Annotated in this window: 24 protein-coding genes; 19 read left to right on the top strand and 5 right to left on the bottom strand. The window is 36.0% G+C overall.

The features are described 5' to 3' along the window. Nucleotides 1–371: 371 nt before the first annotated feature. From kamA to J2Z40_RS08790, 5 genes are all read left to right on the top strand, one after another. Nucleotides 372–1,796, top strand: coding sequence for a lysine 2,3-aminomutase (kamA, locus tag J2Z40_RS08810; protein ID WP_066395128.1), 1,425 nt, complete (start codon nt 372–374; stop codon nt 1,794–1,796). Between the two features lie 13 nt (nt 1,797–1,809). Further along, complete coding sequence (locus J2Z40_RS08805; RefSeq protein WP_066395124.1) at nt 1,810–2,094, top strand: YokU family protein; 285 nt, start codon at nt 1,810–1,812, stop codon at nt 2,092–2,094. A 55-nt stretch (nt 2,095–2,149) separates the two neighbouring features. Continuing rightward, the gene (locus tag J2Z40_RS19775; protein WP_245350038.1) at nt 2,150–2,467 is read left to right on the top strand and encodes a hypothetical protein; all 318 of its coding nucleotides are present in this window, start codon (nt 2,150–2,152) and stop codon (nt 2,465–2,467) included. Between the two features lie 238 nt (nt 2,468–2,705). Then, a complete protein-coding gene (locus J2Z40_RS08795) occupies nt 2,706–2,936 on the top strand; it encodes a YozE family protein (RefSeq protein WP_066395122.1) in 231 nt (76 codons plus the stop codon). Nucleotides 2,937–3,052: 116 nt separating this feature from the next. Further along, nucleotides 3,053–3,748 (top strand): hypothetical protein, encoded by a 696-nt coding sequence (locus tag J2Z40_RS08790; protein ID WP_066399356.1) that lies wholly within the window; start codon nt 3,053–3,055, stop codon nt 3,746–3,748. Here the strand turns inward: J2Z40_RS08790 and J2Z40_RS08785 are convergent. Further along, nucleotides 3,745–3,915 (bottom strand): hypothetical protein, encoded by a 171-nt coding sequence (locus J2Z40_RS08785; protein WP_157087828.1) that lies wholly within the window; start codon nt 3,913–3,915, stop codon nt 3,745–3,747. The genes J2Z40_RS08790 and J2Z40_RS08785 overlap by 4 nt on opposite strands. A gap of 167 nt (nt 3,916–4,082) precedes the next feature. Between J2Z40_RS08785 and J2Z40_RS08780 the strand changes: the two genes are divergently transcribed. Then, nucleotides 4,083–4,256 (top strand): YozD family protein, encoded by a 174-nt coding sequence (locus J2Z40_RS08780; protein WP_066395119.1) that lies wholly within the window; start codon nt 4,083–4,085, stop codon nt 4,254–4,256. A gap of 133 nt (nt 4,257–4,389) precedes the next feature. Next, a complete protein-coding gene (locus tag J2Z40_RS08775) occupies nt 4,390–5,160 on the top strand; it encodes a sporulation protein (RefSeq protein WP_066395117.1) in 771 nt (256 codons plus the stop codon). A 38-nt stretch (nt 5,161–5,198) separates the two neighbouring features. Here J2Z40_RS08775 and J2Z40_RS08770 read toward each other — a convergent pair whose 3' ends face one another. Further along, nucleotides 5,199–6,053: a glycerophosphodiester phosphodiesterase gene (locus J2Z40_RS08770; protein ID WP_162840487.1), complete on the bottom strand. Its 855-nt coding sequence runs from the start codon at nt 6,051–6,053 to the stop codon at nt 5,199–5,201. 498 nt (nt 6,054–6,551) lie between these two features. On the opposite strand from J2Z40_RS08770, the gene J2Z40_RS08765 reads away from it, so the two are divergent. After that, nucleotides 6,552–6,860, top strand: coding sequence for a hypothetical protein (locus J2Z40_RS08765; protein WP_066395115.1), 309 nt, complete (start codon nt 6,552–6,554; stop codon nt 6,858–6,860). A gap of 18 nt (nt 6,861–6,878) precedes the next feature. Here the strand turns inward: J2Z40_RS08765 and J2Z40_RS08760 are convergent, their stop codons facing one another. Then, nucleotides 6,879–7,028, bottom strand: coding sequence for a hypothetical protein (locus J2Z40_RS08760; RefSeq protein WP_162840486.1), 150 nt, complete (start codon nt 7,026–7,028; stop codon nt 6,879–6,881). Nucleotides 7,029–7,045: 17 nt separating this feature from the next. Then, nucleotides 7,046–7,180 (bottom strand): hypothetical protein, encoded by a 135-nt coding sequence (locus J2Z40_RS19995; protein ID WP_281064459.1) that lies wholly within the window; start codon nt 7,178–7,180, stop codon nt 7,046–7,048. A 151-nt stretch (nt 7,181–7,331) separates the two neighbouring features. On the opposite strand from J2Z40_RS19995, the gene deoD reads away from it, so the two are divergent. The 5 genes from deoD (at nt 7,332) to J2Z40_RS08735 (ending at nt 12,786) form a co-directional block, all read left to right on the top strand. Next, nucleotides 7,332–8,036, top strand: coding sequence for a purine-nucleoside phosphorylase (gene deoD, locus J2Z40_RS08755; protein WP_066395113.1), 705 nt, complete (start codon nt 7,332–7,334; stop codon nt 8,034–8,036). Between the two features lie 283 nt (nt 8,037–8,319). Beyond that, nucleotides 8,320–9,171 carry a M15 family metallopeptidase gene (locus J2Z40_RS08750; protein ID WP_066395111.1) on the top strand — a complete coding sequence of 284 codons (852 nt, stop codon included), beginning with the start codon at nt 8,320–8,322 and terminating at the stop codon, nt 9,169–9,171. Between the two features lie 264 nt (nt 9,172–9,435). Next, nucleotides 9,436–10,920 carry a lmo1851 family serine protease gene (locus J2Z40_RS08745; protein ID WP_066395108.1) on the top strand — a complete coding sequence of 495 codons (1,485 nt, stop codon included), beginning with the start codon at nt 9,436–9,438 and terminating at the stop codon, nt 10,918–10,920. Then, nucleotides 10,913–11,827, top strand: coding sequence for a CobW family GTP-binding protein (locus tag J2Z40_RS08740; protein ID WP_066395105.1), 915 nt, complete (start codon nt 10,913–10,915; stop codon nt 11,825–11,827). The genes J2Z40_RS08745 and J2Z40_RS08740 overlap by 8 nt, the downstream gene beginning before the upstream one ends. A 128-nt stretch (nt 11,828–11,955) precedes the next feature. Further along, a complete protein-coding gene (locus J2Z40_RS08735) occupies nt 11,956–12,786 on the top strand; it encodes a hypothetical protein (RefSeq protein WP_066399352.1) in 831 nt (276 codons plus the stop codon). A 123-nt stretch (nt 12,787–12,909) separates the two neighbouring features. Here the strand turns inward: J2Z40_RS08735 and J2Z40_RS08730 are convergent, their stop codons facing one another. Continuing rightward, nucleotides 12,910–13,167, bottom strand: coding sequence for a DNA alkylation repair protein (locus J2Z40_RS08730; protein ID WP_066395104.1), 258 nt, complete (start codon nt 13,165–13,167; stop codon nt 12,910–12,912). A 106-nt stretch (nt 13,168–13,273) separates the two neighbouring features. On the opposite strand from J2Z40_RS08730, the gene J2Z40_RS08725 reads away from it, so the two are divergent. The 6 genes from J2Z40_RS08725 (at nt 13,274) to J2Z40_RS08700 (ending at nt 18,527) form a co-directional block, all read left to right on the top strand. Then, complete coding sequence (locus J2Z40_RS08725) at nt 13,274–13,549, top strand: hypothetical protein (RefSeq protein ID WP_066395103.1); 276 nt, start codon at nt 13,274–13,276, stop codon at nt 13,547–13,549. A gap of 89 nt (nt 13,550–13,638) precedes the next feature. Beyond that, nucleotides 13,639–14,613, top strand: a complete 975-nt coding sequence (locus J2Z40_RS08720) for a YncE family protein (RefSeq protein ID WP_066395101.1) — start codon at nt 13,639–13,641, stop codon at nt 14,611–14,613. A 2-nt stretch (nt 14,614–14,615) separates the two neighbouring features. Then, nucleotides 14,616–15,299 carry a response regulator transcription factor gene (locus J2Z40_RS08715; protein WP_066395099.1) on the top strand — a complete coding sequence of 228 codons (684 nt, stop codon included), beginning with the start codon at nt 14,616–14,618 and terminating at the stop codon, nt 15,297–15,299. After that, entirely contained in the window at nt 15,296–16,690 is a 1,395-nt protein-coding gene (locus tag J2Z40_RS08710) for a sensor histidine kinase (RefSeq protein ID WP_066395097.1), read from the top strand. The genes J2Z40_RS08715 and J2Z40_RS08710 overlap by 4 nt, the downstream gene beginning before the upstream one ends. Before the next feature lie 16 nt (nt 16,691–16,706). Continuing rightward, a complete protein-coding gene (locus J2Z40_RS08705) occupies nt 16,707–17,168 on the top strand; it encodes a FixH family protein (RefSeq protein ID WP_066395094.1) in 462 nt (153 codons plus the stop codon). A 456-nt stretch (nt 17,169–17,624) separates the two neighbouring features. After that, a complete protein-coding gene (locus tag J2Z40_RS08700) occupies nt 17,625–18,527 on the top strand; it encodes a CAP domain-containing protein (RefSeq protein ID WP_066395093.1) in 903 nt (300 codons plus the stop codon). The last annotated feature ends 145 nt before the right edge of the window (nt 18,528–18,672 follow it).

Here is an 18,672-nt window from a genome sequence, read left to right as displayed (position 1 = left end):
AATAATAGGATGAGCGTATTCATACAAGCTTTGAAAAGGCTCATCCTATTTATAATCTAAATATCTTATCATCTGAGGTGTAATAAATGCTGTAATTTGCCTCATGCTTATTTTTCGGCATTTAAATGACAATTTTTTGGCAGATGATTAGTAGGTTAAAGTAAATAGCATGGACGTGTTAGTAAGGAAAGAGTGCCAGTAAATGGGCACTCTTTCCTTATTTTTTTCTGAATTTTATTATAATTATTGGGTCGGGAATGTATTTATAACAGTCAAATCACAGTGATGAGGCATAATCTAAAATAAATGAATCAATATTGGCACGGAAATTGCAGGTGTTTAATAAAGAGAATGAGTAGGAGGAATTAAAAATGAAATCATTTGTATATAAACCAAGCCGTCACTGGCAAGAGATTGAATTGTGGAAAGATGTAACTGAAGAGCAGTGGAATGATTGGCTCTGGCAACTAACAAATACTGTAAGAACAGTTGATGACTTAAAGAAAGTGATTAATCTGACACCTGAAGAAGAAGAAGGTGTACGAATATCTACGAAAACGATTCCATTAAATATTACTCCCTATTATGCATCGCTTATGAATCCTGATGATCCACGTTGTCCAATTAGGATGCAATCAGTTCCTATTTCAAAGGAAATTTATAAAACAAAATATGATCTTGAAGATCCCCTTCATGAAGATGAAGATTCTCCTGTACCAGGACTCACCCATCGATACCCAGACCGTGTACTTTTTCTTGTAACAAATCAGTGCTCAATGTATTGCCGTTATTGTACGAGAAGGCGGTTTTCAGGACAAATTGGGATGGGTGTGCCGAAAAAACAGCTAGATGGGGCAATTGAATATATAAGAAATACGCCACAAGTGAGGGATGTGCTTATTTCTGGAGGCGATGGTCTTTTAATTAATGATAATATACTTGAATACATTTTAAAGAACTTAAGAGAAATTGATCATGTGGAAATTATTCGAATTGGCACAAGAGCACCTGTTGTCTTTCCACAAAGGATTACTGAAAATCTGTGCAATATCTTAAAGAAATACCATCCAATTTGGCTGAACACGCATTTCAATACATCGATTGAAATTACGGAGGAATCGAAGAAAGCTTGTGAAATGCTAGCAAATGCAGGTGTTCCTGTAGGAAACCAGTCTGTAATTCTTGCGGGTATTAATGACAGTGTACCAATTATGAAGAGATTGATGCATGATTTAGTGAAAATACGTGTACGTCCATATTATATTTATCAATGTGATTTATCGGAGGGGATTGGACATTTCCGTGCACCAGTTTCAAAAGGGCTCGAAATTATTGAAGGTTTGAGAGGCCATACGTCAGGATATGCTGTCCCGACATTTGTTGTTGATGCACCAGGTGGGGGAGGGAAAATTTCTCTACAGCCCAATTATTTAATTTCCCAAAGTGCAGATAAAATCGTTCTTCGTAATTTTGAAGGGGTGATTACGACTTATCCAGAGCCAGAAAACTATGTGCCAGGTCGTGCTGAAGGATATTTCAAAGAGATTTATCCAAATATGGACGATAAGAAATCAAATGTTGGGATTGCAGCATTGCTGAATGATAAGAAGTTCAATCTTGTCCCTGAAGGATTAGAACGACTTGATCGACGTGAAAAATATGAACATGATCCATCCCATGCTTCATTAAAAAATAAACGTGAAAAACGGGATGAATTAAAGGAGAAAAAGTTCATGGCACAGCAATCAAAGCAACAAGAGAGTGGAAAAGACGATCAAGTTGTTACAAATGAGTAGGAGGCTATTATCGATGACAGAGAAATGCGCATGGTGTGAAAGTGAAAAGATTAAAAAGGGTGCAGACGATGTGTACTGGGAGCTTCCTGACGGCACGAGAGCAATAAAAATTAGTGAAGTACCAACGATTATTTGTGTAAATTGTGAGATGAAGTACCAAACAGATTTATTAGTAAAAGAAATAGAAGATCAGTTATTTCTTATCAATACAAATGAAATTGGACCTGAGACTAGCTTTGAAAACTTAATGGCGCAACCTAGACTGTTAAAGAGAAATTATTTTGATTTTACATCGTAAACAAATAGCTATTAAATAAATATGTAAATGTATATTTGTAACAAAGCAAGGGGAAATGTCACAGATTATACAACTTTCCTTTACGAATTATGCAATTCCTAACATTATAATGAGTCTTGAGGATCTATTCATTTTATATGGGAAAGAAATTGCATTTCCGAAACGGGAGGAAAAGGGGATAATGAAGCTCGTCTTAATGATCATGCTCGCAGTCGCCATGTTTGTTTTATTTTTCTGTGGCTATTTTGTTGGAGTAATCAAGGAAAAGTATGGGAAAAATTGGCTTGGTGCAGTTCCAATTACAATCGCCATTTTAATGTTTAATATTATTTGGGCAATTACTGAGCTAGGAAAAACTGATCGCTGGCAATAGTAAAAGTGTAAAACAATCCGTAAAATAAAAAACGGATTGTTTTTTTGTTTAGCATATCCCTTTATTGGTCCACGTTCCATATACATGTTTTCTTACCAGAGAAGAGGTGGTCCTTTAAATTAAAAGAGATTGATTTGGGGCTTCCACTAATCTTATATAGACGAACCTTCTATTTTTTGATTAGAATAAGAATACAAATGTTGAAGGTTGGTAATTTATATTTAGGTGGGAGATACGTATGGCAAAAACTTTTTATCATCATTTGATGAAATATAGACATCCAAGTCCAAAAGATTCGATTAGTCAGTTTGCTAATAATGCATATGAAGATCACGGTTTTCCAAAGACTTCATACAATTATCATGAAATTAGCTCGTATTTAGAGCTTAACGTCTCTTACTTGGAGAGCATGACCGTATTTGATGAAGCGTGGGAGCAGTACATCACAACAGAAAAAAGAGATGGCTAAAAGGGCAGATTGTTCGTAACAATCTGCCTTCCTTCATTGGCGATTTAGTCATTGCCTGCATATACTATCGTAATAAAGCACTCACTCACGACTGGAGTCTTGAGAGGATGGAGGATATGGACAATCGAAAAAAACCAAAATACAATATTGGCGATACGGTCGTGATTACAATGTATGGGACTGTTGGGAAAATCACGAATGTTAAATGGTTAGATGGAATGTATGTATATGAAGTCAATAAGAGTGATGGCCTTTTCCTAGAATCTAGTCTTCAAATGCTGTCTGAATTTAAAGGAGAAGTACTGGAGAAAGAACATATTGATATAGAATATAACTACTTCTTTGGTGATCTTGTTCAAGTAAAAGGCTATGGTTCAGATTTATTTAAAGTTGTCGGATTTCGAACAGAAATATGGCGTTATAAAGAGGATGCTTGGGAAGATGTCATTTATGAACTGTCAAGAATCAGTGATGCAGAATGGCTAGAAGCGGGGGAGGAAGAATTAACTCTTGTTGCGGATGCAGAAAATGCAGAAGCCTTCATAAAAAAACTTGGTCTCCTCTATTTAGTAAAAAAAGAAAAGCCTCCTGAAAGAAAAGAATTGACAGGAAGCATTTTTCGAAAATCTGAGAGGGAATTACTATCAAATAATCAAGAGAAAAGCGTCGTAATTGATGGATTGCTAGATTTATATAATGATTACCGTATATTATATGAAATGTTTCAGGATGATGAATATAAGCATTTTATGTATGGGGTGTTAAGAAAGCTCAAGCAAATTGTTAATAATGATGGAAAAAGCACGGTTTAAAAAAACTGTCCCCAACGGATAATTAAATAGATCATCATCGGAAAGCCAAATAAAATAGTTAATGAAAATACCCCATTTAAGAATCGGTTAAATATATGAAGAATGTTGCTATCCTCTTTATTTAAATCTTCTTTTACTGTTGTAATTAAGCTGAGTATACTAGTCATTTGCTTTCCTCCAACAAAATTATTATATTTTCATATGTATGCTTGTACATGTAAAAAATGCTAAAAAGATTAGAATTATAGATAAGGATTTAAAGATGACCAATTTCTGAGATAATTGCATGAAATGAAGAAGGAAATCATACATTTTTTACAAAGGGGGCGTTGCTGTGAGGGAAATTGAGGTGTTTATTGATACAGAAGAAATTGCAGAATTTTTCTTTCATGAGCTAACAAAGCGAGGGTATGTACCTGCTGAGGAAGAATTAGATGAACTTGCAGATATTACTTTTGAGTACTTATTGAAGAAATGTATTATTGATGAGGAAACTGAAGAAGAATAATAGAGTAAAATGGCGAGGAGATCTCGTCATTTTTTAGTGGATTTTTTATGAAAAGGTATGGATAATGAAACCTTTAAAAAGAGTTAATCGTAATGAACTTGTAAAGTGAAAATGAAATATGGAGGTATTTACTATGTCGCTATTTAATAAAATGCTGGCAAGTGTAGGAATTGGATCAGCAAAGGTTGACACGAAACTTGAAAGTGAAATTGTTTCACCTGGTGGAGAACTTCGAGGCATTGTTGAAATTCAAGGGGGAAATGTAGAGCAAAGAATAGAGGATATTTATTTATCATTACATACTACTTATGTGAAAGAAACAGATGATAAGAAATATACTGTTAATGGTTTGATTGATCGTTTCCAGCTGGCTGAATCATTAATTCTAAAGGCTAATGAGAAAAAGGTCATTCCTTTCTCCTTCCTTCTTCCAGCAGATGTACCACTTACAATTGGAAAAACGAAAGTATGGATTTCAACAGGATTAGATATTAAAGGAGCAGTTGATCCTACTGATAAAGATTATTTGCGTGTCGTTCCGAATCAATTAATGGATTCAGTATTTCAATCATTAAGCGGCTTAGGCTTTAGACTAAGGGAGGCAGAATGTGAGCAGGCACCACATCGACTGCGCCGAAGATTGCCTTTTATTCAAGAATTTGAATTTGTCCCAATTTCAGGGCCATTCCGTGGACGTCTAGATGAATTAGAAATTACTTTTTTTCCAAATTCTAATGGGGATTTAGAAGTATTAATGCAAGTAGATCGAAAGGTTAGAGGGTTAGGTAGCTTGTTCTCTGAAGCATTGAATATGGATGAAGCAAATATTCGTTTTGTCTTAAATCAGGGGGATATCCCATCTATGCAGGGAAAGCTGCATTCACTTATTCAAAACTACTCATAAACGAATAGAAATTCAAAATAAATAAGCCGAATTTGGGCTTATTTATTTTGGCTTCGAGCAAATAATAACCATGTAGCTTCTGTTAATCGAAAATCTTCATCAGTGATAATGCCTTGCACACCAAGCCGCTTTATTGCATGATACTCTTTTGGTTTTTTGATTGTCCATGTGAAGATTTCAAATCCGTATTTTTGGGCGTAGCCTATAACGGATTTGGAAAGTAATTGATGGTGAATTGAGAGAAAAGAGGCAAAGGATTGGTAAGAGCTTAATTGGAGAAGATCAAGTGGTGTGTTCAATAAAATTCCTGTTGAAATTGTTGGAACTAAACTATGAAATAACTTTACTGCTTGTGAATTAAACGATTGTACTTTTATAGAATGAGCATTAAGTCCATTAGTAGTATGAAATTGTAAAGCATTAGCTAATAGCTCAATCATTTCAGGCTGATCTTCTGGTGCTTTCATTTCAATTAATATACCAATCTGATGACCAAATTGGATGAGTATATCCTCAAGCAATGGGATTCTTTCTTCATGAAATTCAGGAGAAAACCATGAACCAGCATCCAACTCTTTTAACTCACGGATTGTTAAATCCCCAATATAGCCTTTTCCAGTAGTTGTCCTCTCTACATCTGCATCATGAATGACAACTAGCTGCTCATCTTTTGTCACTCGGACATCAAGCTCAATATAATCAAATCCTAATTCTACGGCTTTTTGGAATGCGGCAAACGTGTTTTCAGGTGCATAATAGGATGCACCTCGATGGGCGATTGATTCAAAGGGCTGTGGAGTCTGAATATATTGGTTGAAGCTTGATACAAGGAACCAGCTAATCAAAAGGAAATAAACATAGAATGGCTTTTTGGCTGATCGTAAAACCCTCAATTTACATCCCTCCAAAGAATTGATTTGTATTAGTATATGAGAAAGATTGCAAAATGTAAGCGTTTTCATAAAGAAACTGTTTATTATCGACAAAAAACGTACTTTTTCTATGAAGGGAAATACATAATGAAAATCGAAAAAGGAAATAGGATAAGTTGATTTTCGTTCGATAACTAACTATGAATGAAAAAGTGGATCTTCATTAAGTAAGGCTGTTTTCGCGAACATTGTTGCTTATTAAGATAAAGTTGGTAAAGGTTGATTTCCGCGTACGTGTGCTCCCTTTCCGTGGGGTAGTCTGCTTAAGCCTCCTCGGAGCAGTCGCTCCTGCTTAGGTCTCAGCTGTCCTACGCATCTATGCAGGAGTCTCGCACCTTCCGCTCCAATCAACCGACTTAGTTCGTCAAACATTTAATTAAAAAGCAACAATCTTTCAGAAAAGAGCCTTAAGCAAAGATATTTGAACCTGTTATTTAATAATAAAGGAGGGATTTTGAATTGCTGAAAGAGATGAGCAGGGTTAAGAAAAAAGTGTATGATGTAACTATTTTTCAAACACCAGAATTTAGGCAGAGTAAAGGTTTCCGACAAGTGTATCGACTATCAATTGAAGGGGTTGACCATGAGGAGTGCTTGTATTCCGTTTTTGCTATGTTCAACGTTCATGATCTCATTCCTAACGACTTTTCTGGCCGATTTATTACTACAGGAGATATTTTATTCATTGATGAAGGAAGAAGAGGACAATATTATTATCAGTTAAAACCTGGTGGCTGGAATATGATCAATAGATTGAAAATTAGATAAGGGGGAGCAAAAGCCCCCTTATTCAGTATTGGAACCTGGGTTTCCTTTACGGCCACCTGCAGCAGAGAATTCTTTCCCATGTGCCTCTTGCTCGGCAATAATCGCTTCCTTTGGAATATGATTATTTTTCTTTGGTGAATTGATTCGATTTCGATGTTTTTTACCCATTTTCAACCTCCAACATATTATTGTTTTTTATTTTTTGTTTTTACTGTTTTTGATGTATTTGGGGGATTCCCGTCTGAACTTGCAGATGGATTTGTTTCATTTGCATGCTGGACTGCCTGTCTTAATTTTTTACTCATTTTTTCCTCTGGCATAATATTACCCTCCTTTAGAAAAGCTATTGATAGCATACCCGTATGCAATGAATTCATGCTTATACTTGAACGTTTATAAGGAAATAGTTATGATTGTATAGTGATTGGGCATCGATCCAAACACGGTTTAGAATAAATTGGAGGTTTGATTATGAGTATTCATATTGGAGCGAAAGAAAACGAAATTGCGGAAACAGTTCTCTTACCTGGAGATCCGTTAAGAGCTAAATATATTGCTGAAACTTTTTTAGAAAATGCGACATGCTATAATGAAGTGCGAAATATGTTTGGATATACTGGTACATATAAAGGAAAGCGTGTTTCTGTACAAGGTACAGGAATGGGTGTCCCGTCGATCTCGATTTATATTCATGAATTAATGAATAGCTATAATGTCCAGAATTTAATTCGTGTAGGAACTTGTGGGGCGATACAAAAGGATGTAAAAGTCCGTGATGTAATACTTGCTATGACCGCATCGACCGATTCTCAAACGAATCGATTGACTTTCGGAGGAATTGATTATGCACCAACTGCTAACTTTGATTTATTAAAAAGAGCATATGATTCAGGTGTGAAAAAAGGTCTTAATCTAAAAGTAGGCAATGTCTTCACAGCTGACACTTTCTATAATGATAATGCTGACCATGAGAAATGGGCGAAATATCAAATTTTGGCTATTGAAATGGAAACATCAGCACTTTATACATTAGCTGCGAAATATAATAGAAATGCTTTATCTGTACTAACAGTTAGTGACCACATTCTTACAGGTGAAGAAACAACATCTGAAGAAAGACAAACTACATTTAATGAAATGATTGAAGTAGCTTTAGAAGCGGCTACAAACAAATAAAAACGTTCAAATATTTAGACTGGTCCAACCAAGTTTGGACCAGTTTATTCCTTTTTAATTAGTATTTAACTCTGAAAAAGTGTAAAATCCATGTTAAAATAATATTCTTAGTAGATGGCTCTTTTCTAAAAGATTGTTGTTATTAAATCAATTGTTAGAATGAATGGTTTACCAACTAGGTCGGTTGATTGGAGCGGAAATCAACCTTTACCAAAATTATGTGTAAAATAGCAACAATGTTTGCAAAAATAGCTTAGTAGATTGATAGAAACAGGTGAAATAAATGAAAAAGGCAATTGGATTATCTATATTATTAACCGTATTGCTTTCAGGATGCAGTCAATTAGATTCTATATTAGATCGTATCCCTTTCTTACAAAAGGATAATAGCTCTGAGTCTGCATCTGTAAGTAATGAAAACGATCAGAAGAAAAATGAGGGGACAGTGGAAAAAATAAATGAGGAGACAAAGCAGCCTGAGGAGGGGGTACCAACTCTTGATTCTGCCTTCTTTAATGAAGTAAAAGTAGTAGATGGGAAGAATGTCATCCAAAACCCAACAAATATAATGGTATTAGTAAATAAAGAATTTATGCTTCCAAATGTATATGAGCCAGAAGATTTGGTCCGTCCAAATGTATTGTTTTCATTTGGGGATGAAGAAGTAGAAAAGAGCTATATGCGGAAAGATGCAGCAACTGCACTTGAGACAATGTTTGAAGCAGCTAAAACTGAAGGCATGCATTTGTTCGCTGTCTCTGGTTATCGTTCTTATTCGAGACAAATGACCGTATATAATAATGAGGTAGCTAAATTTGGTGAAGAAATTGCGGCCCTTTCTGTTGCGGTTCCTGGCAGCAGTGAGCATCAGACAGGCTTAACAATGGATCTATCAAGTCAAAGTGCTAAATTTGAGTTATCTGAACAATTTGGAGAGACATCAGAAGGGAAATGGATGGCTGATAATGCACATAAATATGGCTTCATCCTACGTTATCCTAAAGGCAAAGAAGGGATTACAGGGTATCAATATGAACCATGGCATTTCCGGTATGTTGGTATTGAAACAGCAACAATAATGTATAAAAATGATTGGACCCTTGAAGAATATTTTGGAGCTGTGAAGAAAATATAAGAGATCAGAAATTGTCTGAATCTCTTTTTTACATATACATCCGTTTTTTTTTGTTCTTTTTAACATGAAAATGGTATTCTATTCCTTAAGTGAGTGTTCAAAAAGGAGGACAAAAAAAGCCGAGAAGATAAAGGAAGTGTAGCTTAGAGCACCGGAGCGTACGTTTTTTGTACGTGAGGAGCGGATAAGCAAACTGACGCAGAAATTAAGGCAGCTATTTTTCCCGGACTTTTTGAATATCCTCCTTAAGGAATTATTCGGAAAATGAAAGTGGTGAAGATATTGCAAAATGATGATTTAAATCAAGAGGTACCAGAAAAACAATCGGGACTTATCCGGTTAAAAAAATTTCAATTAATCATTATGCTACTCATCGTTGTTATTCTTTCTGTTGGTGTAACAGCGGTTGTATTTCTATTTGGTGGTGAAAAGACTGTCGATAATGGTGGAAGCGGGAGAAGTGAATTTAATAAGCTGTTTGCTGCCTATGATTCACTGAAGAGTTCCTATTTCCAGGAGATCGATCAAGATAAGCTCATTAATGGAGCGATAAATGGGATGGTTGATGCACTTGAAGACCCATATTCTGATTATATGACTGTTGACGAAGCATCAAACTTCCATCAAAGTATTTCTTCGTCATTTGAAGGAATCGGTGCTGAAATTCAAGAGAAAGATGGCTTCATTATGATTGTCTCCCCATTAAAAGGGTCACCAGCTGAAAAGGCAGGCTTACGACCGAACGATAAGGTATTAGAGGTAGATGGGGAAAGTATTCAAGGGATGAGTTCTACCGAGGCCGTGCTTTTAATAAGAGGTGAAAAAGGAACAGAGGTTAAGCTTACCATTGAACGACACGGAATGGACGAAACGATGGTTGTTCCAATTATTCGTGACACGATTCCGATTGAAACAGTATATGGGGAATTGCTTGAGGACGGAATTGCAAAGGTTCAAATTACTTCCTTTTCAGACAATACAACAAATGAGCTTGTCGCTGTATTGAATGAATTACAAGGTCAAGGGATGAAGGGTCTTATCCTTGATTTGCGCCAAAATCCTGGAGGGTTACTTGAACGTGCAGTCGAAATATCTAGCATGTTTGTACCTGAAGGTGAAATTATTTTCCAAATTGAGGATCGTAACGGGAATCGAGTAGAAAAAAAGGCGATTGGTTCAAAGAATCCTGAAGTTCCTTTAGTTGTTGTCATCGATAAAGGCAGTGCAAGTGCTTCAGAAATTCTTGCAGGTGCTGTAAGCGAATCAGCAGATATTCCATTGATTGGTGAGAAGTCGTTTGGAAAAGGTACTGTACAGCGAGCGCAGGATTTTTCGGATGGATCTAATATTAAATTTACAACTGAAAAATGGTTAACTCCTAAAGGAAATTGGATTCATCAAAAAGGAATTGTCCCAGATTATGAAGTTTCCTTACCAGAATATGCGACATTGCCATTCATCAATCCAGATCTAGAAATTAAGCTATCCTCTTCTTCCAATCAAGTAAAAGCAGTACAGCAAATGTTAGTTGCACTTGGCTATGATCCAGGAAGAGAAGATGGATTCTTCGATGAAAAGTCAAAGCAGGCAGTGGAGGCATTCCAATCAGCTGAAAAGCTTGAAGTAACCGGTGTTCTCACTGGAGAATCAACACTTGTTCTTATGGAGAAATTACGGGAAAAGCTTGATAAAGATGATACGCAAATTAAAAAAGCAGTAGAGGTTTTGAAAGGAATTATCAATGAATAAGACTGAAATATATGTATTAGCTGGGTTCTTAGGAAGTGGCAAGACGACATTGCTTAAGCAGCTACTCACAGAGGAAAAAAGGCAAAATCGAAAAGTTGCAGTTATGATGAATGAGCTTGGAAAGGTATCGATTGATTCAAATGCAGTGGATGAGGACATTCCTCTTAAGGAACTGCTTGATGGCTGTATCTGCTGCACGATTCAAGATAAGCTAGAATCCCAGCTCCAAGAGTTATTAGTAATAAGTAAGCCTGAAGTCATTTATATAGAAGCAACAGGCGCAGCTCATCCTGTAGAAGTATTGGATGCCGTGATGTCTCCACTTTTTGTAGATCGTATGGAGATGAAAGGGATTATCTCTGTTGTTGATGGAAAACGATGGCTCGATCGGAAATTATTAAGCCCGCAAGTACAACAATTATTAATAGAACAGGTTCGTCATGCTGATTTAATATTGTTGAATAAAACGGATGATTTATCCGAAAGTGAGCAGTCAAAAGTAACGATGGAAGTTCAAGCAGTAAATTCGCATGCATTCTCAATATTAACGACATATGCAAAAGTGCCAATGTCACAGGTGAGAAAATTATCGTCAAGCGTGAAAGCAGGACAGGCACGTTCTCATGCTGAGCTTGACTTGAAATTAAGCACATTTGTTTATCAATTTACAAAAGCGATTGAGCAAACTGAATTTGAAGCATTTTTAAGAGGCTTGCCAGATACGATTTATCGAATTAAAGGCTATGTGAAGTTTCATTCAACAACCTATCCGATGCTTTTTCAATACTCCTATGGGATGCCCTTGTTTTTACCTGAAAATATGAACATGCCGCAAAATATCGTGTTTATTGGTGAAAATATGAATTGGAACGAGATTGAAGAGCAGCTTCAGGCATTAGAAAAATAAGAATGAGAAAAAACATGTTCCGTGCGGAACATGTTTTTTTTATGAATATAATCCTTGCCACTTTGGGAAACTTTTGAAGAGAATGTAAATGAGCCATTGAAAAATAAATAGGAAATTGAGTGGAGAAAATGAAGTCCCCGATTGTAATTATAGTATCCTTTTTTATGTTCATGCATAGCTCTATCGTGTTTGCAAATGGAGCTGGAGTTGGAATTGTGATTGAAATGCTTCAATGGGAAACTGCAAATAAATTATTGCCGAAATACAGTAAGTTTACTGTGATGGATGTTGAAACGGGCAATAAGTTTCAAGTGCAAAGGCGTGCAGGCAGCAACCATGCAGATGTTCAGCCATTAACGAATATTGATACAAAGATAATGAAAGATATATATGATGGCAAATGGAGCTGGAAAAGGCGTGCAATTATCGTTATTCATGAAGATCGCTGGATTGCTGCTTCCATGCATGGAATGCCTCATGGGGCAGGCGCATTAAAAAATAACTTTCCAGGTCATTTTTGTATTCATTTTTATGGGAGTACGACTCATCGGACAAACTTTATGGATCTATCCCATAAGTTAATGATTTTAAAGGCAGCTGGAAATCTGGAGGCCTATGTAGCGAATGCAGATCCATATGAAATGATCAGTGCGTATATTGCAGGATTAAAGCAGCAGGATTCTTTGATTATTTCAGCAATTTCTTTACAAGACATAAAATGGAACAAGTATTTACAACGAATTGAAAATATTCGGTTGACACGTATGTCAGTGTTGCCTGTCGAAGATCTTGAGGGAGAATTAAGTCTAGAGGTGCCAGTGGAAGTTGAAATGCAAATAAAAAATAGCGGCAAGAAGTATTTTAAAGGGACGATGTCTATTGTTCGTTTTTCAGCTATAGATGCATGGAAAATAGATAGCATTGAATTTCTAAAGGATAGCAAATTATATTTGGATTGAAAAAAGCTTGAGAAGCGTTTCTCAAGCTTTATTCATGGCCAGGAATAATCAACTTATACAGATTACCATAAAGATCAATTATTATTGTAGGATGAATCGCCCTTCCAGTATATACGGGAATGATCAACGCATTTCTATTTTATTCTTTTCACCAAATTTTATAAATGTCCTTTCATCCTCTACTAAGCCGCAGGAGCCACATTGTATTTTATAATCAGGTCCTTGATAGGCAATATGGAAAGGGCTTAAGTTTTCACTCGTATATTCCTCTAGAATCATCCCAGAATGTGGATCCATTTTTACTGATTGTGGTACTTGTTTGATAATATTGAACCGGCTCTTATTTGTTTTACAATTCGGACAGCAATATGGTGAGGTCATCTTTTGTTCTCCCTTCAAACTGTATTTCTACTATTTTTGCACAAATGACTTAATTTATGTAAAAATAGGGTTGAATCAAATTTGTAAACAGAATGTGGGGAATTCGATGAATGCTGAAGTGAATTACAGCCATTTATTAAATAAATATCGTACACTGTGGAATAATCGACTGCTTGCTGGAGAGAAAGAGGCTGAACAAATCCTCAAGGAAGCGATTGCTAGGGAGATTAAAGATGAAAATTCGCATCCAAGAGTGAGGAAATCGCTGCATGAAAAGTTTTATCTTGCAGTGAAAAGAATTATGGAATCCCAATTATCTATCGCTGATAAAAATCATTTAATCCAAATTCATTTAGATGAAATGAATAAAGTACAATTATAAACAAAATACACAATTACATTTCACAGTTTTCTCACAAATCTCGTGTAAAATCGTTGAAATAAAGTGTTAGAGGGAGATGCTGCGGCTAGATGAAGAAATTACGACAATTTATCTTAGTTATCATTGCTGTCATTGTTCTTTCTTCATGTACGAAAGATCGGTATTCACCAATCGATGAGCATGTCTCATTAGCGGCAACCGTGAATATTAAAGATATGACTATTACATTCATTGATTTAGAAAAAAAAACAAGAATGGTCGATTGGGAGATGAAGAAGCCTTATACTGGGGCAGTTATCTTACCTGATGGTGACAGTCTGTTGCTCTATGGCAAACAAGTGGAAACAGTTGACCTTTATTCCTTAAAGTCAGGAAGTCTAATAGATAGCTGGGAAACAGGGAAAGGAATTGTGAATGGAAAGCTGCTTAAAACGAGTTCAACCATTGCACTAGTAGACCAAAACTTAAGTGAAATTCGATTTTTTGATTTTGAAGGAGTAGAGCAATGGGAAGTTAGGACTGAAAGAAATCCATTAACGATTTTGGAATCTGAAGCAAATCAAAAGCTATTCGTTCTAAGTTTTAATAAAGAGATATTAACAGTGATCGACTTGAATAAACAGGAAAAATTAAATGGCTTTCCAATCCATCCATCTGCTGCAGGTGCATGGCTAATCGAAAATAGAAATGAAATTTGGATTGGGGGTCATGGAGCAGGTGCTGAAATAGAAAAGAATATTCATGTTTATGATTCTCAATCAGGAGAATTTAAGAGGAATATTGCTGCCCCATTAATGCCTGTTAATTTTCTTGGGTATGCTGATCATGTGTTTGTGTTAAGCCATGGGACTAGTATGTTATATAAATTAAATGAAAATGGGGAAGTGCTAGAATCAGTCATTGTAGGGGCTAATCCTTTTGAGATGATCGTAAGAACGGATCAACTGCTGATTGCAGGTTATGACAGCAATGACCTTCATATCATTCAACCAGACAGTTTAGAAAGAATGAAAACAATTCCAGTTGGAAATGGGCCCTTTCAAATTGTATTAAGGGAGAGATAAATATGGGGCAATTAACAATTTTAGTAATTGATGATGAAGAGGATATGGGTCATCTTGCGGAAATGTATTTAGAAAATGCAGGGTATCGTGTGTTTCTTGCATCAAGTGGGAAGGAAGGATATGAACTATTAAAGCGCAAGGCGATGGATCTCATTATCCTTGATATTATGATGCCTGATGAAGATGGCTATCAGGTTTGTCAGAAAATCAGAGAAAAATATAATACGCCGATTATCTTTTTATCGGCAAAAGGTGAAGAGTGGGATAAAGTCAAAGGCTTAAAGTTAGGAGGAGATGATTATATTGTTAAACCATTTAGTCCTGGTGAGCTGACAGCTAGAATTGAAGCAGTGCTTCGCAGGTCAAATGTAAAGAGTACGGAAGCAAAAACTCAAATACATATAGGGGAAATATTAATAGACCGGATGTCAAGAACTGTTGCAGTAAATGGGGATCTAATTGCTTTAACAATGAAGGAATTTGATCTTCTATTATTTCTTGCTGAGCATTATGCACAGGCTTTAAGTAGAGAGCAGCTGCTTGAGCATATATGGGGAATCGGTTATTTCGGAAGTTTACGTACAGTAGATACCCATGTTAAAACATTAAGAATGAAGCTTGGAATTGCTGACTATATCCAAACTGTATGGGGCATTGGTTACAAATTAGAGGTGCCTTCAGAATGAAACGCTTAACTAGTAGCCTGACGAGGAAACTGTGGCTGACAATCATTGCAGCAATTGTTGTCACTATTTTGTATTCCTATTTCTTGTCTTACTTTTTTTATGAAAAACTTTATGTTGAGAATGTTGAAACGGCTTTACTTGAAGAAGGTAGAAGGCTTGCGCTTGAGTATGAAGGTGGGCCATTGTCAGATGATCTAAAGGAGCGGATTGATTGGTATAGTTCAAAATCGGAGACTGAAATTTTTATTGTAAATAATCCCCGTGAACTAAGCGCATGTCTGCCGTTTGATATTGATTATGAATCTTTGATAAGTGGAGAAGAGAGAGAGGATTTGCTTGCAGGGAAAGCTGTACAGAAATTAGGATATGAAGAGCGTTTTGATCGCAAAATTATGGCTGTTGTTATTCCACTTTTAGATGAAAATCGATTAGAAGGGATTATTTATCTCTATATCCCATTAACAAAAATTTCAGAAGTGACAACAGACTTTGCTTATTTATGGCTAATTGCAGCTATTTTATTTTTAGTTTTGGCCATTTTCTTAGGAACATTCCTCGTCCGAAAACTAACAAAGCCATTGCTTGAAATGAAACATGCTGCAGGAATGGTTTCAAAAGGTGACTATTCTGTGAGAATTAATAATCACTCAAAGGATGAGGTTGGACAACTCGCTCTTGCATTTAACCATATGGCAACTTCAATCCAAAAAGAAGACGAGCGAAAGAAAGAGTTTCTAGCAAATGTATCACATGAGCTTAGGACGCCTGTAAGTTATGTGAAGGGCTATAGCAATGCATTACTTACAGGAATTGCGAATAGTGAGGATGCTTCAAAGCATCTGATGTTAATATACCGTGAGGCAGGCAGAATGGAAAGATTAGTTGGAGATCTGTTAGATTTATCACGGCTTGATTCTGATGATTACCAAATCATAATGCATCCACTTCCACTTGCTCAATTAATTGAAGATGCGATCCAAAAGTATTTGCCAAAAATTAAAGAAAAGAACTTACAGTTCCGATATGAGCTTGATCCAGATATTATTATTAATGGGGATGAGGGCAGATTAGAGCAAGTGCTCCAAAATATATTAGATAATGCGATTTGTTATACTGAGAAAGGAAGTATCCATCTAAAATTATTTGCAATAGAGAAAGGCTGCTGTATCGAGATTGTCGATTCAGGGATTGGCATTCCTGCTGATCATTTGGACAAAATTAAACAACGATTCTATCGTGTGAATAAGGCAAGGACAAGAAAAGATGGAGGAACTGGCTTAGGACTTGCGATTGCAGAGCAATTAGTTATTCTCCATGGAGGAAGCTTAATAATTAATAGTACGATTGGAAAAGGGACGACGATACAAATTCACTTACCAGTTTTAGAATAGAGAAGGAGAGAAAACAATGAAAAAAAGTATTTTATTTCTATTATTGCTAATGACAGTTCTATTTACTGCTGCATGTACATCAGAAAGCAAGGAAGAAGAGCTTAAAATTATTGAAGTGGATTTAACGATTAATCCTGAGAAAGCAGAGGTAAATGAACCCGTTATTTTTGAAGCGAAAGTCACATATGGCGGGAAAGAGGTTTCAGATGCAGATGATGTGAATTTTGAAATATGGCGTGCACATGATGAAAATCATGAGAAAGTCGATGTTGAACATGCAGAAAATGGCATTTATCGGTTAGAAAAAAGCTTTACTGAAGAAGGAACCTATTATATATATTCACATGTAACTGCTAAGGACATGCATGCGATGCCTAAAAAGGAATTTATTATCGGACAACCGAGTGAACCCGAAGAGGAATCACCACCAATGAAAATGGATGGGGAAGAAGCAGATGGAGAGCATGGTGATCATTAGTTATGAGCAGCCAATTTGGCTGCTTTTCTTTTGATCTATTTTTCTCGCATGAATGACTAAATTTTCCTTTACTGAAGGTGTTTCATTTTATCTAATCTAATCTAATCTAATCTAAACATACGTAATATACACGTAATAAAAGTAAAACAAAAGGGCAGCTAAAAAACCTGTCAATAATGATTTACTAGTTTTATTTTGGTATTTCAAAAGTTCCTGCACCAAAAATGGAAAATCATCCTAATCTATTTTTTGTTCTACTATTTTTAAAGAAAAGTAGTAAAACAAAGGGTTTTGTCCTTTTAAAGTCTATTATATTTCCTGTAATATCCAATTCCTTTTACTTTATACGACCATTTGTCATTTCCTTCCTGAAATATTACTAAAAAGCATGTGTTATGATGATTGAGCAAGTTACACAGCATAAAAATTACTCGAACAACAGGGAGGATTTTCATAATGAATAAAAAAGTATTTTTATCAGTAGCGGCAGCAGCGGCATTACTAGTTTCAAATCCGGTGGTAAATAAGGCAGATGCCGCATCTAATTGCCCAACACCAAATCAAGTGAAGGCTCAACTTGTTCAATCTACGAATCTAAATAATGAACAAATTAATAGCTTAATCCAAAAGGTAATGAAAGATTACAATATTAAATGGAACTTCAATCAGTCTAATATACAAATACCAGACTTATTAAAACAAGTTGAAAAACAACTATCTAAAGAACAAATTCAAAAACCAGTAGTAAATCAACCAGCTAAAGAACAAACACAAAAGCCAGCAGAAAAGCAACCAGTTCAAGTACAAACACAAAAGCCAGCAGAAAAACAGCCAGCTCAAACGCAAACACAAAAGCCGGTAGAAGAGCAACCAGCTCAAACGCAAACACAAAAGCCGGTAGAGAAGCAACCAGCTCAAACACAAACACAAAAGCCAGCTCAAACTGAACAGACGAAAGAAACGACACCTGTATCATCTTCAGTAAGTGCATATGAGCAAAAAGTGTTAGAATTAACGAACCAAGAACGTGCTAAAAATGGCGTGTCTGCACTATCACTTGATGTAGAATTAAGCAAGGTAGCACGTACAAAATCTGCTGATATGAAAGCAAAAGGATATTTTGATCATAACAGCCCAACATACGGATCTCCATTTGATATGATGAAGCAATTTGGAATTTCTTATAAATCTGCTGGGGAAAACATTGCAATGGGTCAACGTTCACCTGAAGAAGTTGTAAATGCTTGGATGAACAGTGAAGGACACCGTAAAAATATCTTAAATGCAAACTATACTCATTTAGGTATTGGTCACGTGGCTGACGGTAATTACTGGACTCAAATGTTCATTGGAAAATAATCGATTCTTTTTACTAAAAAGAACAGTGCCAAATGGTACTGTTCTTTTTTTTATGGGTTCGAAAACCCCTGGCTACGCCGGGGGTTCTAAAGAGCTTCAAGCGTGGTATTAAAAAAACCTCACTTCATATGGTAGGATAAAGTTG

This window comes from Cytobacillus eiseniae, assembly GCF_017874625.1.
GTDB classification, from domain to species: Bacteria; Bacillota; Bacilli; order Bacillales; family Cytobacillaceae; genus Cytobacillus; species Cytobacillus eiseniae.
The sequence above is the reverse complement of the archived record's forward strand: the minus strand, read 5'-3'. Positions and strand labels throughout refer to the sequence as shown.

Excerpts from the sequence above, each read along its gene's own strand:
- J2Z40_RS08710 (WP_066395097.1), top strand. The coding sequence starts at position 15,296 with ATGAAACGCTTAACTAGTAGCCTGACGAGGAAACTGTGGCTGACAATC.
- J2Z40_RS19995 (WP_281064459.1), bottom strand. The coding sequence starts at position 7,180 with ATGCCAGAGGAAAAAATGAGTAAAAAATTAAGACAGGCAGTCCAGCAT.
- J2Z40_RS08790 (WP_066399356.1), top strand. The coding sequence starts at position 3,053 with ATGGACAATCGAAAAAAACCAAAATACAATATTGGCGATACGGTCGTG.
- J2Z40_RS08750 (WP_066395111.1), top strand. The coding sequence starts at position 8,320 with ATGAAAAAGGCAATTGGATTATCTATATTATTAACCGTATTGCTTTCA.
- deoD (WP_066395113.1), top strand. The coding sequence starts at position 7,332 with ATGAGTATTCATATTGGAGCGAAAGAAAACGAAATTGCGGAAACAGTT.
- J2Z40_RS08740 (WP_066395105.1), top strand. The coding sequence starts at position 10,913 with ATGAATAAGACTGAAATATATGTATTAGCTGGGTTCTTAGGAAGTGGC.
- kamA (WP_066395128.1), top strand. The coding sequence starts at position 372 with ATGAAATCATTTGTATATAAACCAAGCCGTCACTGGCAAGAGATTGAA.
- J2Z40_RS08705 (WP_066395094.1), top strand. The coding sequence starts at position 16,707 with ATGAAAAAAAGTATTTTATTTCTATTATTGCTAATGACAGTTCTATTT.
- J2Z40_RS08805 (WP_066395124.1), top strand. The coding sequence starts at position 1,810 with ATGACAGAGAAATGCGCATGGTGTGAAAGTGAAAAGATTAAAAAGGGT.
- J2Z40_RS08745 (WP_066395108.1), top strand. The coding sequence starts at position 9,436 with ATGAAAGTGGTGAAGATATTGCAAAATGATGATTTAAATCAAGAGGTA.
- J2Z40_RS08725 (WP_066395103.1), top strand. The coding sequence starts at position 13,274 with ATGAATGCTGAAGTGAATTACAGCCATTTATTAAATAAATATCGTACA.
- J2Z40_RS08700 (WP_066395093.1), top strand. The coding sequence starts at position 17,625 with ATGAATAAAAAAGTATTTTTATCAGTAGCGGCAGCAGCGGCATTACTA.
- J2Z40_RS08730 (WP_066395104.1), bottom strand. The coding sequence starts at position 13,167 with ATGACCTCACCATATTGCTGTCCGAATTGTAAAACAAATAAGAGCCGG.
- J2Z40_RS08775 (WP_066395117.1), top strand. The coding sequence starts at position 4,390 with ATGTCGCTATTTAATAAAATGCTGGCAAGTGTAGGAATTGGATCAGCA.
- J2Z40_RS08785 (WP_157087828.1), bottom strand. The coding sequence starts at position 3,915 with ATGACTAGTATACTCAGCTTAATTACAACAGTAAAAGAAGATTTAAAT.
- J2Z40_RS08715 (WP_066395099.1), top strand. The coding sequence starts at position 14,616 with ATGGGGCAATTAACAATTTTAGTAATTGATGATGAAGAGGATATGGGT.
- J2Z40_RS19775 (WP_245350038.1), top strand. The coding sequence starts at position 2,150 with ATGTCACAGATTATACAACTTTCCTTTACGAATTATGCAATTCCTAAC.
- J2Z40_RS08735 (WP_066399352.1), top strand. The coding sequence starts at position 11,956 with ATGAAGTCCCCGATTGTAATTATAGTATCCTTTTTTATGTTCATGCAT.
- J2Z40_RS08760 (WP_162840486.1), bottom strand. The coding sequence starts at position 7,028 with ATGGGTAAAAAACATCGAAATCGAATCAATTCACCAAAGAAAAATAAT.
- J2Z40_RS08795 (WP_066395122.1), top strand. The coding sequence starts at position 2,706 with ATGGCAAAAACTTTTTATCATCATTTGATGAAATATAGACATCCAAGT.
- J2Z40_RS08720 (WP_066395101.1), top strand. The coding sequence starts at position 13,639 with ATGAAGAAATTACGACAATTTATCTTAGTTATCATTGCTGTCATTGTT.